This window comes from Methanobacterium congolense (assembly GCF_900095295.1).
GTDB classification, from domain to species: domain Archaea; phylum Methanobacteriota; class Methanobacteria; order Methanobacteriales; family Methanobacteriaceae; genus Methanobacterium_C; species Methanobacterium_C congolense.
The window spans coordinates 878,444-893,329 of record NZ_LT607756.1; the positions used below are offsets into that span (position 1 = coordinate 878,444).

Annotated in this window: 8 protein-coding genes; all 8 read right to left on the reverse strand. The window is 32.7% G+C overall.

What is annotated here, in order from left to right; translation table 11 throughout:
• Nucleotides 1-34: 34 nt before the first annotated feature.
• From MCBB_RS04190 to MCBB_RS04225, 8 genes are read right to left on the reverse strand one after another with little or no spacing between them, the layout of a single operon-like run.
• Nucleotides 35-1,285: a GmrSD restriction endonuclease domain-containing protein gene (locus MCBB_RS04190; protein ID WP_071906585.1), complete on the reverse strand. Its 1,251-nt coding sequence runs from the start codon at nucleotides 1,283-1,285 to the stop codon at nucleotides 35-37.
• 29 nt (nucleotides 1,286-1,314) lie between these two features.
• Nucleotides 1,315-1,725 (reverse strand): DUF365 domain-containing protein, encoded by a 411-nt coding sequence (locus tag MCBB_RS04195; RefSeq protein ID WP_071906586.1) that lies wholly within the window; start codon nucleotides 1,723-1,725, stop codon nucleotides 1,315-1,317.
• Between the two features lie 49 nt (nucleotides 1,726-1,774).
• Complete coding sequence (brxL, locus tag MCBB_RS04200; RefSeq protein WP_231916405.1) at nucleotides 1,775-3,856, reverse strand: protease Lon-related BREX system protein BrxL; 2,082 nt, start codon at nucleotides 3,854-3,856, stop codon at nucleotides 1,775-1,777.
• 34 nt (nucleotides 3,857-3,890) lie between these two features.
• Complete coding sequence (pglZ, locus tag MCBB_RS04205) at nucleotides 3,891-6,398, reverse strand: BREX-1 system phosphatase PglZ type A (protein WP_071906587.1); 2,508 nt, start codon at nucleotides 6,396-6,398, stop codon at nucleotides 3,891-3,893.
• A gap of 11 nt (nucleotides 6,399-6,409) precedes the next feature.
• On the reverse strand, nucleotides 6,410-9,958 hold the full coding sequence (gene pglX, locus MCBB_RS04210; protein WP_071906588.1) for a BREX-1 system adenine-specific DNA-methyltransferase PglX: 3,549 nt from the start codon (nucleotides 9,956-9,958) through the stop codon (nucleotides 6,410-6,412).
• Between the two features lie 13 nt (nucleotides 9,959-9,971).
• On the reverse strand, nucleotides 9,972-13,568 hold the full coding sequence (gene brxC / locus MCBB_RS04215; protein ID WP_071906589.1) for a BREX system P-loop protein BrxC: 3,597 nt from the start codon (nucleotides 13,566-13,568) through the stop codon (nucleotides 9,972-9,974).
• 58 nt (nucleotides 13,569-13,626) lie between these two features.
• Nucleotides 13,627-14,208 carry a DUF1788 domain-containing protein gene (locus MCBB_RS04220; RefSeq protein WP_071906590.1) on the reverse strand — a complete coding sequence of 194 codons (582 nt, stop codon included), beginning with the start codon at nucleotides 14,206-14,208 and terminating at the stop codon, nucleotides 13,627-13,629.
• A gap of 16 nt (nucleotides 14,209-14,224) precedes the next feature.
• Nucleotides 14,225-14,818, reverse strand: a complete 594-nt coding sequence (locus tag MCBB_RS04225) for a DUF1819 family protein (RefSeq protein WP_071907986.1) — start codon at nucleotides 14,816-14,818, stop codon at nucleotides 14,225-14,227.
• Nucleotides 14,819-14,886 lie beyond the last annotated feature (68 nt).

The following is a 14,886-nucleotide window of genomic DNA, read 5'->3' on the forward strand; positions in this document are numbered from 1 at the left end:
GATTATTTTAGGATATGAAAATCTTCAGTATCTTTTAATAACTTTTATTTCCTTTCTTTCTGTTACACTCTTGACATAATAATTGACCATTATTTACTGTAGTGGGGCCTGCTTTACTCCAAGGGTTGATATGATCAATCTCTACTTCATCAAATGATATTTCTTTGTGACATTTTTGGCAGATACCTTTATCCTTATAGTAAATGGCTAGTTTTTGCCCGTAATCAAATGCACGGGTTTTGTCTTTCAATTCAATAGAAGGAGATTCTTCCAGGAATTTTCCTAAAATTATTTTAAATCGTTCTCTAAATGATTTTGAAGATAAAGCTCCTGTACTTCTCCATCTTTTGAAATCATGGTATGGTTTATCCTTTAAAGTGACAAAAACATCTTTTATATTGGTAGATTCCACTTTGTTCAAGAAATTCATTGTAAAATCTACAAAAATTTCTTCAATACCTTGGGTTGCATATTTTTTCTCTAAATAAGAATAAAGCAGATAAATTGGAATAAAATCTCCTCTCCGCCTAATTATCTGCGCTTTATCTCCAAAGGACCTACCTAAAAAATTGAGATATTTTTTTGTATTTGAAATAGCATAAGCTGGAGGGTTTTTAATTGAATATTTTTCGTACATATCCTTAAGAGATTGAAAATTTATATCATGAAAATCCATTAAATCAAAATTTGAATTCAATTCTAATGCAAAAATTTGTGCAGCTAGTAATCTATGAGCAAATCTATGGTCTTTAATTCCAGTATTTTTAATAAAAGGGTAATTAGACAAATCTAAAATTATATTATGCATTTTGCCCCTCATAGCATTGAGTTTTTCTGCTGTATTTAAGGGCATGCCTTCTTGGAGTCTTAAAAATATATCTGAAGTGGTTTCGTCATCAGCATTTTCTACAAGTGCAATAATAAGATCAAATGCAAAAAAACGGGAATATCTATTTTTATCTTCCCCTAAAGTTTCAAAATCCATTTCACCAATTTCAGGGGTAAATTCAGCTGATGTAGAATATTCATTATTTATAAAATCAAATATAGCTTTTAATCTCTGTTGACCATCTAAAACTTCGTATAAATCACCTTTTCTTCTAAGGAAAATCATTCCTAAATTATACTGTTTTATTATAGAATCTATTAACTTTTGTTTTCTACTCAAATTCCATACTTCAGATCTTTGATACTCCGTGTTAAAAACTAATTGACCTGGCTTATAAAAATCATCATATAATCTTTGTATAGTCCAACTATGGGTAGATACCTGGGGTTTGCTCATAATGCTTCCTCTATTCTGAAAGTTTAATATTAATTTTTATTTTTTTCAATCATCTTAAATTCATTTTCATAGATGTATTTGCCTGCTACTGTGACAAAACGCTCGGGGACAACAGGTTTTTTGAATTTTTGGAAGTTTTCAAACTCAATAACGTTCATTTCAGGCTTATTTTTAGCGTATTCCTTGAGTTCTTCAGCTGTTATCATGAGCTGATTTTTGTACTTCCGTGTGATAGCTGCAGGTTTCATCTTCTGAATGGATACGATATCTGCCCAGCCAGTGTATGCTTTAGCCCCATGGGATTCATAGATTATGAATTTATCCCCTTTTTCAACCCTTCCAAGGTGGGATTTGCCCACAAATACAGTTTTTTCATTGTTGTAGATTCTTTCTGCATATTCTGTTGGTATTGGATGTGTAACACCTTTTATATCTTTCATAGAATCACCTTCTACCTTTTAATAAAGATTAAAGAGCTTTTTAGAAATTTTACTCAACACCCAGGGCCTTGAAAACAGCATCTTCAGGGGATTGGTAGAATATCAGACTGAAGTTACCGATTAATTCAGGAGGAACCGTTGCTAGATCAGCACTTGAGCTGATAGGGATTAAAACCTTTTTAGCGCCACTGTCCAGGCACACTTGCAGTGTGTTGGACAGATCTTCTATTTTCATGAGTGTTCCACCTATACTCAGGCTGCCCAGTATAGCTGTGCTTGGTAAAACTGGTTTGTTAAGAGCTGCTGAACATAATGCAACAAAGGATGCTAAAGCTAAGTGTTTTGTCATTCCAATTCCATTCAAATCCTGTACTTGCATCAAATAATCGTTGTTCTTGGTACTGATCATGCCGCTGATGTTCGCACTGTTGGATTTCAGATAACTGAAGGCGGTATCAATAGATTCTTTGACCTCTTTTTTTGAACCAATTCCAGTACAGTTGAACTTCCCAGTACCGTTCATCATCTTAGTTTCAATCTTAAAAACACCTATCATTCCATTATCTACCTTACCAACTGTGTATAAGTGTCCAGGTTTGTTCATTCCTTCAGGGATGAGTTTGCCTCCACCCTGTTCTGGAACTGAAATAAAGTTTTCTGCCAGAGTTTCATTATCTATGTATGAAAAGTTAACATCATAAAATTCCATTCCACCAATCTTTTTTAGCTGTTCTTTGACTCTTCTACGGCCTTCCATTGCAAAGATGAGTATTTCCTCAATATCTTCTTTTTCATATTTTCCATTGGGGTATATGAGTTTAATAAGTCCTGAAACCATTTTTCGAACAGCAACCACGTCTCTCTGATTCAGGTTATTTCCCAGTCGGAAGTATTCATCGAATGCATCAGCAAAGGATCTTTTACGCATTTCCCTCATGAATTCAGATAGATAATCTGTTATGAATCCATAATCATCTGTGAAGTACTCTGGCCTGTACTTCGGTATTTCCCAGCCAGGTATGTAACAGTGCATACGGTCAAAAAATGCAGTATCCTTTGCTATATCACTTGGGAATGGATCAAAAAGGCTGGAAGTTTTAAGTAAGGTATCAACGCTCTGATTTATGTTACCCACAAACACCATTGAAGCAGAGGCGTTTTTTTCATTTTTTCCCCTGGAAAATGAACCAGAGGCCATGTAATCCTTCATTATTGGTACTCCATCTTTATCTTTAAAATGGATACCTGCCACTTCATCGAAGGCAACACAGTCCCACATACCAACCAGACCCACCATCTTGGTTGACATGTTGTAGAAGAGATTTGCAACTGTGGTCTGTCCACCAGATACAAGTATGCTGTTAGGTGATATTTCCCTGTAAACGTGTGATTTACCAGTTCCACGGGGCCCTAACTCACATAGATTGAAGTTGTTCTCCACTAAAGGTACTAATCGTGCTAGGAGTAACCATTTAACCCTGTCATCGAATTGTGTTGGTTCCATTCCACAGGATCTTAGTAGAATATCGATCCATTCCTCTTTGGTGAAGTTATCCCGAACATGTAATATCTCATCTAGATCTAGATTGGGCATCTGAATTGGAGCTAACTTCCTTATTATGAAGGGGTTTCTCCTTGGATCAGCTTCATCATAGAAATATTCGAACTGGATCATGCACCAGATATTTCCACCTAATAAACGTTCATATTTGGAGGGATATTCTTCAGATATTGGTACGTCCTTTAAACCAAGGTTAGAAAATTCAGCTTCGTATCTATCTGCCCTGTAGTTCAGTTTAACAGAAACCTTATCAATGACACTGTAACTACCTAACTCACGCAGCTTTGATATGATTTTTTGAGCTTCATCAGGCCTTACAAAGTTTTCAGAAAGTATATCCTTAACTGTTTGAACCCCTTTTTCAATTAAAGATTCATAGGTGGTTGCACAGTATTTACCAAGAAGGTATTCCAAAACGTATACAGGAACATTGGCCCCTTCCTTGATCTTTTTGGTTAAATCCTTCCGAACGATCCTTCCTTCGAAGTATTCATTTAATTTGTTGTTCAAATCATCGTTAAACTGAGAATCCTTTAAATCATTAGTTTCATGCAGATCAAAGTTATCCAAAAATATCATCCCCTCAAAATTATTAGGAGCTCTTTCAGAATTCAAAGTCATCTGAAATAGCTATATCAATTGTAAACTCGTAACGATTAATCTCAACATTATTTTCCATATTTTTCATAACCAGATAATATTTTTTACTCTTTGAGTATTTCCTGTTTCTAAGTGTGAATTTTTCCTTAAATTCCCTGTCTTTAGCAGAATCTACGTTTTTATTGGCGTAGATAATGACTTCATTGGATATTTTTTCACCATTTTCATCTTCAAAGAATATGTTAGTTTCTAAGGGTACAATCTTATTGGAAATATTTTCTTTTTGAGCAAAAGTGAGCATAGTATTTATGTTGGTTATTTTTTTGCTCAGTGAAATGAGGTTCAATTCCACTTCCTTTTGCTTTTTACTACCTTTTTTAGATTTTACATGTAGCACTGGTACTATAACTTCTTGGAGGGAAGAACCTCCATGAACATAATTTTGACCAGCACCCTGCGTTTTGAATATATCTACCCCTCTAGGAGTGTTAACGTTAATATCATGAATATCTAAATAATCTAATGAATAATTAGAAGTTCCTTCGATATTCATTGACTCTTTAGATAATAAATACCTCTTATTTTTAACGTAAATGTCTTTTTGTGAAAGATCTACCTTATCACTTTCATCTAATTTACCTCTTTTATATATAAACCCATGATCTGCAGTTATCCAATGACTGGAAAAGTTTACAGCATCAGTTAATTTTTTTATCAGTTTTAATATTTCATCAAAGGACTCTTCAGAAGCTGTGAATACTTCGTTTTCAGTTGATAACTTATCGCCCCTTGCATCGATTTGATTGTGGTAAACATAAATCAAATTTATGTCTTTTAATTTATCTCTTAATTCATCTCGGGTTAATGGGATAATCTCGTCATAAGAAACGGCCATTGAATTGGGGTTGTGTTTTTCTAGAATTTTTTGTCTTTCTGATGTGCTGTTACAAGGTTCACCATCTACTAAAACTTTAAATTTCTTATCAAATCCTATTTCTTTATGGGGGAGTAAACAGGCCATTCCTAAAGCGGTGTAAGAGGGGATTGTTGAAGCCATTGGTTTAATTTTTGTTTTTCTTGTGGGATCTTTATCTATTTCTTCCTTCAGTTCCTCTGCGATTTCGTATCTAAATGCATCAGAGATAATCACTGCTGTTTTTGAGTTTTTAACAGAGTGTATCACATTATTTTTATAAAAATTATACTGCTTATCAAGTGGTAAATTTTGAATGGATCTGCATTCTTCCAATTTATCGGACCATTTCATGGCTAAGCCAGATAAATATGTGTTACTGTACATATTTTCAATTAATTGACGTAAATCATGTAATTGGTCTTGATTAGAGATTTTATCATAGTGATAATAGAACTTACGGTAACATCTATCAATAAATGACCATGAATCACAGTATTTTCGGATTATTTCTTCAACACTATCTATGTAGGGTTCCTCAAGGAACTTGTTCACCTGTTTAATTAAGAGGTTAGCCCAGTACAAAACTTTGTAGTGATGTTCATATTTTTTATAAAAATGAGTTTTTTTGCGTTCTTCTAATAATCCATAAATGAAGGGTATTTCTTCATGGTTACTGCTCAATATGTCTATTAAGTGATCAATGATATTTTTATCAAATATTTCAAAGGTATCACATTCAAAATAGTTTTCTACAGGAACTCTCCTGAGATGGCCTTCTATTTTGATCTTTTGAGCAATTATCTGGGCAATTTCATCATATTTATCTTTATAATAAGTATTGTTCATGAGGTTGTTAATAAAAACAGCAACACTGTTGGTTCGCTCAGATAAGAGTTTCTCCCAGGCCTTAGGAATATCTCCTTTATACTGGGTGGAAGTATATGTGATAATCAATGAAATTAAAAACTTCTGGATGGTTGGATTTTTATCTTCGTAGCCATATTTTTCACTGCAAAGGTCCCAGAAGGCATCAAGAACATCCATTTTCTCAAATTCAGTTAAGAACTTATTCTCATTAATATCATCTTCCATGAGGACCTTTTTCAGGATTTCATCGAAGTTTAAGATCTTTACTTTGGCCAGGACACCTAAGATACCTATGATGATTTTTTCTTGGTCATATTCTTTAATATTTAAGTCTTTAAACCTGTTAGCACGACTATTAGCATTCCAAAACTTTTTGTATTTTTTTAAAAGTGGTTTAAATTCTTCTGGAATATTTAATTCATGACTAATCAATGATATTTTATTGGCACAAAATGGTGGTGCATAGTAGGCCATATCTGCCAGGTAATTATCTTCGTCAGCAGGTCTAGGAAATGGTGCATAAATAAGGTATTTTTTTTCAGGTTCCAATATTTCCATGAAGTATTTAGTGTATAACCAGTTATCCCATGTTAGATGGTAAACTTCTGCATCTTCCAGTTCCAGATCGTGGATTTCTTCACAGAAGTCGGCTTTGTCATCATACCAGAAGACCAGCCTGGAACCCTGGAAAAGTTGATTTAATTTTTCTTGAATATGACTTTTTTTCATGAAAAGCACCATTAAATTTTTTTGAGTAAGTTTATTTTAGTGGTTTTTTGGCCTTTGTTTACTTCTACTCCTTGGAATTTGGCGTAGTTTACTTTTACTCCGTCGTCCAGCTCTATTTCTATTTTTTGGTTGGCTATATGGGCTAGTGCTTCATCGTATTTTCTGGTTTCTTCCAGTTGTTTTACTAGTTTGTTTCTGGTTTTGACGGCTTTTGATTTTTCTGATGTGCTGGTGGAGCTTTCCATGATTCTTTCGTTGTGTGCTATCGTTGTTTCTAGTGCTTTTTGTGTTTTGTGTAGGTAGTCTATTCTGACTCGTGCTACGAGGTCTGGTTCGTAGCGTTGCATGTATATTAATGCTTTAAATCCGTTATTTTTTCCGCTGTCGAATTGCCAGTAGATGGGATGTTTTTTATAGGTTTTTACATGGTCTTTGTAGAAATCTGTTAGGAAATAGTTTCTTATGATTTCTCTACTGGTGGTTCCTTTCTTTTTTAGGCCCTTGGCAATGAATTCGAGGTTTTCTTCTAAAGTTTCTTCTCCAAAAGTGACTTTTACGAATTCTACGAATCGACCTACAATATCATCTTCAAAGTACTCTGTATCTAAAATAGGGATGATGTTATCATCATCTGGGATGAATTTGGAGTATTTGGATGGATCCCATTGGCCTCCTGCATAAATTAGACCTTCTTTGTCTAAAGAATAACGGCCTAAAATGCAACCTACTGCATATGAAATTAATGATCTACATTCATTTGATTGATTTTTATTTTTTAATTCTATTTGATTTTCAGGAATTAAATTATCTAAAATATTTTCCATTTCATATAACTGAATAAAAATTTCATTCATTTTTAAAAGATTTGATTTGTAGTTTGATAATTGAGTTTCATAATTAAGCTTCATTTTCAAAAAATTTTTTTCAATCATATTCAAATCAAATTTTCTGGAATAAATTAAAAAATCATGAGATTTGAAGTTATAAGAAGTTTCATAGCTATCCCAATCTTCTTTTAAAATAGAGATATTTTCTTCAACTAAACGATTTATTTCACTAATATGTTGTTCTGAAATAATAATTGGTAAATTTAATACATCACCTGTGTGAAGATTTACTGTAGGATTTAATGTGTTGGTAAAAAATTCACTAACATTTGAATTTAAAAATCCCAATAAATAATTGGTATAATCTTTGTTAAAAACAAATAGAGATGGTGATGCAACTCCTGAAACATTGTTAATCGAATATCTAAATGATGGATTAGCTGTAACCATAGACCATGTAATTGATTCTTTAAAATAGTAATTAGGATCTCCTCGTCGGACTGATTTGGATGTTTTTTCAATATCATATAGATCTTTTAAATTAATTATATAAGTATTATTCCCATAAAATTTTCTATAAGTTCCTCCTTTATTTATTGGAACCCACTGAGGAATTTTTTCATTATCAAAATTAGTTATATCAAAAGAAATGGCTGAAAAACTAATTTCATACCATGCTTTTATGAAAAAATCATCATTACCTGTTACTATTCCCGCTTTTGCTTCAGCAAAATCACTTATTTTGTTTTTTTCAAAAAGCTTAAATACATTTTCTGGAATCCAGTAAGCGATAGTACTTCCAGGTATTTTAGTATAATTAGTTTTTTTAGTTTGATATAAATTATTTCTTAATAAAAATTCCTTTTCTTTTTTGTCTTGATTATTAAAATTTACTAATCTGCAATAAGTTGAATTATAATTCTCTAAATTGCTTTTTCTTAAAACAAATGATGTTGTTTGAACTACTTCGCCGCCAATTTCTTCAAACGCCCTTGTACCTAAATGAGCCATGTTAATAATATCATTTAATAAAATTTTTTTCCTTAAATTTTCGTAGACTGATAAAAACATGAAAGAATGTTGTGTTATAATACTAAGAAAAGAGGATGGATTTAACATATCTTGACATTTTTCTATGAAAACTCCAAAAATGTCCCACTTACTATCAGGATAATTTGATTGTAGATATTTAGCAACATTTTTATTCATACTATTTCTACTCATATAAGGTGGATTTGTTGTCACAATATCAAATTTCATTAAAAGTAATTTTAATTGCTTTATTAAAGGTTGGATGATGCTTAATGATTTATTTTGATAGTTGATTGATTCGATTGTTTTTATATTCATTTTTTTAATATTATCCATTTGTTTCTCTAATCTATGATAATCAATATCTTCCTTTACTTTAAGAATACTACCATATTCTTTAGCATCTTTGAATGTTTCGACTAAATATATTAGATCTTTTCTAATATTGGAGTTCCCATCAGCTATGAAATCAATTAATTCATCAGATATTCCTTTGCTTTCTTGTATGGCACAGATTTGTGGTTCTATGTTTTTGGTGAGTATTCCCTTATTATACGATCTTGCTTTCATCATTACTGCGAAGTAGGCCAGTTGGTAAGCTCGATCATCTATGTCTAATCCGTAGAGATTGTTTTTGAGTATTGATTCTGTTGCGTCTTTTTTTGAGTATCCTACTGATGTGTAGATCTGCATTAATACTTCGAAGGCGTAGACTAATATGTGTCCGCTTCCCATGGCAGGGTCTATGACTTTGATGTCTTCTGGTTTGAGGTTTTTGGATTCTTCTTGTATCTTTGCCAGTTCTATTTGTACTTCGGGTTCTTGTTCTGCTTCGTCTAAATAGTATTTCCAGTTTTCTTTGAGATTGTTGTCTGGGTGGCCTTCCAGCCATAATCGTCCCAGGGAGTTTTCTACCATATATCGGACAATCCAATCGGGAGTAAATAATTGTGTGGCAGCAGGTATGCGTTCTTTACTGATTTTAACCCTTTTTTTGAGTTGTTTGAAGGTGTCATCTTTTAGTTCAGTGTTGTAGTATTGGTATAACCATCCGATGATTTCTACTTGGTCTTTGAAGTCCTCTTCTGAGATATTATCGATTAATTGTCTGTCTGTTCCTTCTTCATTGGTGAATGATATTGATAGTAATAGCTCTGTGTAATCTGCGGTTTTTTCAAATAGTTCAGGGAGTATTTCGTTTAGTTTGTTGCATTGTTTGATGAATAGTAACTTGAAGAGTTCATCCAGTTTGTTATCATTTTTGAGTTGGTATGTTTGTTCTATCTCTTCTTCAGTGAAATCTAAATCGATATTTGGAGATTCGGTGATTATGTCCGGTTCTATTTTCCCTTCTGTTTCACTGGACAAAACCCTTACACGGGTGGGCAAATAATCATTTACTTCCATGAATCTTATGGCTATTATTCGGTTAAACCAGGTATAGGCCACTTCCTCTACAACATTATCAAATCCCTTTTCATTAATTCTTTTAACCAGACTTTCTCTCTGTTTAATGGCTTCATCATAGATAGTATTAGGTGTAGCGGCACCTATATCATATACTTCTATACCTTCTGCTTTTTCCACAGGTTCTGTGATACCATCAGCAGTTATCCCTAAAAGACTTGCCTGGTACTTGACTTCTTCAATTAGTTTCTTTCGTGCTTCAATAGCAAATGTCTTAATAGCCTTTTTATCCATGAAATTTCCTGCCCTAGATTTTTAAATTGATGATTGTGTCTTCTTCTAATTCAGCTTTGAGTTTTTCTCTTAATGATTCCAGGAATTCCTCAATGTCTTCTTCTTTTTTAATAGTGATCCTTGATTTGGAAATATTACGAATACTCAATTCCTTTTGTTTAGGTTTGGGTTTCCCTTCATGACCTTTTTCAATGTCACCATTGTTTTTAACTATTTTATCCTTAAATCCATTTATTTCCCCAATACATTTACTACTTAAAAAATAGCTTTCATCGTGGATTCCTCGAATATCTGAAATCCTCTGGGAATTATTTAGTTTATTTTCCAGTTCCAGGAATCTATTTTGGAAAGTTTCTTCAAATTCATGTTTTATTTCATCAGAATCAAGTTCTTCTAATACGTGATTTAAATCCTCTTTTATCCCATTCCTTATTGGTTCAGCTTCTTTATTTAGAATTTCTTGATGAAGCCGGTTAAAATTATCATAAAGCTCTGGAAGCTGGTGAATACTGGAAAATGGATAGGACATCGTTATTATTTCCTCAATTCTATCTACTCTTTCCATCAGTTCTTTATTGTTGATGTAATTCTTGTTGGCATGGTAGAGATCTGTCACTTCACAGGCCCTTTTGAATATGTTCTTTTGAGCTCCTTCAAAGAAGTTCAAAACTGAGTCTAAATTCTCTCCCATATCTAAGAAATCATCTTTCTCTTTACTTACAGAATCAAAGAATTGATTCGATTGTTTGATACCATTGACATCTCTTAGGAGCGTTATAGATTTTTCAATGATAACTTTTCCAGGATATCTATCTTCGATTAAATATTCCCTTTCTATTTTCTCTAATTCATTAAATCTAATACGAGATTTGTCCTGGAATAATTCCATTAAAGACTCATCCTCTTCTGGGCTGTTTTTCACACCAAAGCAATCCCTTAAAACTTCTTTAACATCTTTAATTTGAAGTTTACTGGTTTCTTTTTTTCTATCAATCAAAATCTTTTCCTGGAACTTTCTTTCAGTTAAATATTTTAAGATCTCGTCTGCACTGTTGGTTTTAAAATTGATTTGCTGGGCATTTTTTACCAAATAAATCCTTTTTTGAGCATACAATGTGGCGATTAACCATTCTACGTCTAAATCAACAAAACCATATGGTGCTCCTTTAAATTTATCTAAGATGGTCTTGAGTGAGGGTTTGGCATGCATTTTGGTTTCAGTTTCAATGTATTTATCCATCTCTTCAATGGCAAGACTATTTTCTGAATTATCTGATTTACCAAACTGCTCCTGGTTGCTCTCCCGAATGACATTGAGTATATCTGATTTCACAGGCGCCGTCTTCATATAGGTCAATTTGTGGTAAATCTTCTTAACCAGCTTACCTAAAGCTTCATTGATCCTATCAACTGGATTTTTTTCTTTAATACTTACTTTATCGCCCTTTACGTAGATATCTGCGTATTTAAGGGCTTCTTCTAAAAATAATTTGATACGAACTCTTTTTTCATTGACTTCCTCCTGTTTGGCATCATGAATGCTCTTGGAAGTTTGGGATAATTCAGCGCTTCGTTTGGTGAGGTATTTATTTATCTTCAAAAGACCTTCAATTTCTTCTAAAAATGTTGCATCTCCATTTAAATGAACTATAACTTCATTATTATTATCAGAAAGTCCTCTTAGGATATTTGATGCTTTTTCGCTTTCTGATAAACCTGATATTCGGGACTGTGAATTAGTATTCTCCTCTTTAAGATTATAATAGGGAGTTATGATCATCATACCAATATTGGCGGACTGCCTATTTCCTTTGTATCTTTCATCTACAGCTTGGTTAAATGCGAAGTTGTAACGGTTGTCGTAGCGGTATTTCTTATCAGTGAAAATATCCTCAAAGATCACAGTTGAGGCTTCATTGATGATTTCTCCCATTTCAACATTTTCTTGATTAATGGCACGGTTAATATCCTGCTCTTCGTTTGTTAGAAATGAGTAAATATCTCCATTTTTTTGAACGAGAGTTTCTCTGAGCAATCTTTGTAGAGATTTTTCGATTTTTTCCTTTAAATCCACCCGGTCTTCATCAATATGGGTGATCATTAAGGTGGTCAAGTTTTCAATGTTGGCCTTAATTTCCTTGACATATTTTATCATGAATAGGACTTTGAGGACTTCCACATCAAATTCATCCAGATTTTGATTCGAAATGGCTTTAATAATCACTGAACGGTGGGTATGATCTATAAATTTATCCAGAGCATTGTAAAATATATTAAATGGCATTAAAACCCCTAAATCCCTATCCATTAGTGAAATAGCGGATTCCTGAAACAATGCCAGCATAGATCTTTCCCCTTCGGCCAGGTGCTTACCTGATGCCCCATGTTCTCTGATAGAAGTTAAAACATTTCCCAGTAAGTTAAACTGATATGGTATGAAAGGATATACGGCTGCAAAATCCTTACTGTTATCATACAATTTTTTCTCAGCTGTATCAGAAGAAAATGAAAGTAAATTCTTTAATATGGCTTCTTTTTCCTCATAAAGTGCTTCTAAGGTTTGAGTTGCTGTTTCATTCTTAGCCAGGATCCTTTTTCTAATTACTTCATCTACATTGGCTGAAGATAATGATAATCTAGTATCAAATCTACCCTGAATTTTAGAAAAATCATAACCCTTTACTTTTACCAGATCATCAATATCCTGCTGGCTGGTTACAATAATCCAAGCTTTACCCTCACAGTAAATCCCCAAATCTTCAGTAACAGTTTGTAAATTAAGCATTAATTTAGAATCATCTCCAATGTACTGGCCAATTTCATCCACTAAGAATACCACATGATGATTTGGTCCTTTAGCATCACAGTAATCTCTAACTAATTTGGCAAATTTTTCAATGGAAATGTTGTAATTTTCATCTGCTTTTTCAGCCCAGTTCCTGGCTGTTTCTTCACTCATGTAACCTATTTTGGAAAGTGTCTCTACAACGTCATCTTGAATAAAAAAGAAGTCTTCCCTCATTTTTAGCCAATCATCCCCATTAATGCTTTGGAATTCCTGTTTAAATTGATCATAAATTCCTTCAGCACTTAATTTTCTTTCTAGTTTTGCTAAAAATGGTATTTCGCCACAAAATCCTTGCATTTCATTGAATACTTTCATGAATACATCAAGGATAGGATCTTTATTGCTTTGAGAACCTGCACTTTTAGAGTCAATGTTAAATAAAATAACATCAGTGGAGACATTCTCTGCAAGGTTCATATCTGCAATAACTAACGCATCATTAATCTTTTTGTCGTCTTTAAAAAAATCAATGGCTTTTCGGCCTTTAGCTTCTTTATTTTCTAGTATGTAAGATAATATTTTAAGAAAATGAGATTTACCACTTCCAAAGAACCCAGAAATCCACACGCCCATCTCATCAGTAGGGCCTTCAATTCCCTTTCTATAATTCTCAAAGAATTCCCTGAAGTGTTTGGATAACTCCTTGGTAACTACGTATTCGTTTAATTCTTGATAGATGTTTTCTTGTTCATGTTGACCGACTTTAATAACGCCTTTGATATCTCTATCAATTTGTTTTTCAAATATTTCACCAATATTCATCTTTTAAACCCCTAATTTTCCCTATTTAATATCAGATATACGTAAAAAGACTTTGAATTCAGTCTACTAAAGGAAAAGCCCTATAATAATTGGTATCATGAATTGTTCCAAAAAGAATCAGTTCATTTCCAGAGTATCTTCCCGGGAAAAACATTACCACTGGAACTTCATCTAGTACTTGATGCAAATTGTTGAGAACGTTGTGTGATCTAAGTAGTGGATAGCTTTTACCTACTCCTGTTAAGAAAACAACTGAATTTTTAGGAGTATTATCTTTTATATGATTCACAATTAAATTAGATTCACTACTTAACTTTAATAAGTTTTTAATTGCTTTTTTAGCAAAATTTCTGCCCTTATTTTTCTCAAATTCAAATGATTTTTTTAGATATCCCTTTTCTCGGAGTATTTCAATAATAATATTGTATAAATCAAATTCTATGAGATCGAAAGAGGAATTAGAGTTATTATTAATTTTATTTTTTAAATAACTGATGTATTCACGAACTTTTAGCTCATTTTGAGGATCATAATCGAATATATAATAACCCACCTCATTTCCAAGTCCTTTATTCCTGCGGAATGAATCTTTTTTGATTATACCTTCGATCCTGTTCAATCTCTCATCAATGGAATCCATTAAATCACCAAATTAACTACTTTTCTCCAGTAATAGCGTACAAATAGGGGGCCATATTATTATCAATTAACTTTTGTTTGATTTTGTAATCTATAAATGGTACAATAATCTCTCTTTTATCAGTGTTAGTTCTGATTACTCCGGCATAACCAAGTACAGTTAAATATCTGGACTTTAATTTTTTAATTGTTTTATCAACCCATTTATCAACAATTTCACTTTGAACTTTCTTTTCTTGGAAAAATAGATTAAGATCTCTATCTTTAATTGTTAAATCCCCTAAAATGATATTATTTCTAAAAACTTCATGCATAAACTCGAAGAAAAGACGATCAGTTTTCATTATAGAAATAAGAACCAATACCTTAGAAGTGGCCACATCTGAATCAACAACATCCTTTAAAATGATCTCAGGTAAACTGTTTAAACGTGTGTAAATTGCATTAGCCAAATTTTTTGCACGATATTCTGATTCAACTTGATATATATTATCTTTAATGGCCAAGTCACGAATTTCTTCCCTAGTTAATCCATCCAGCATGTACCTGGCAGTTTTTTTGGATTCTAAATACCAAAATGATTTTGAAATTAATCCTGCACTATATTTCATCATTTATTACTCCAGGTATGGTTATTCTGTAATAGTTTACGGTTTTATTAGATTTAATATTTTGGATT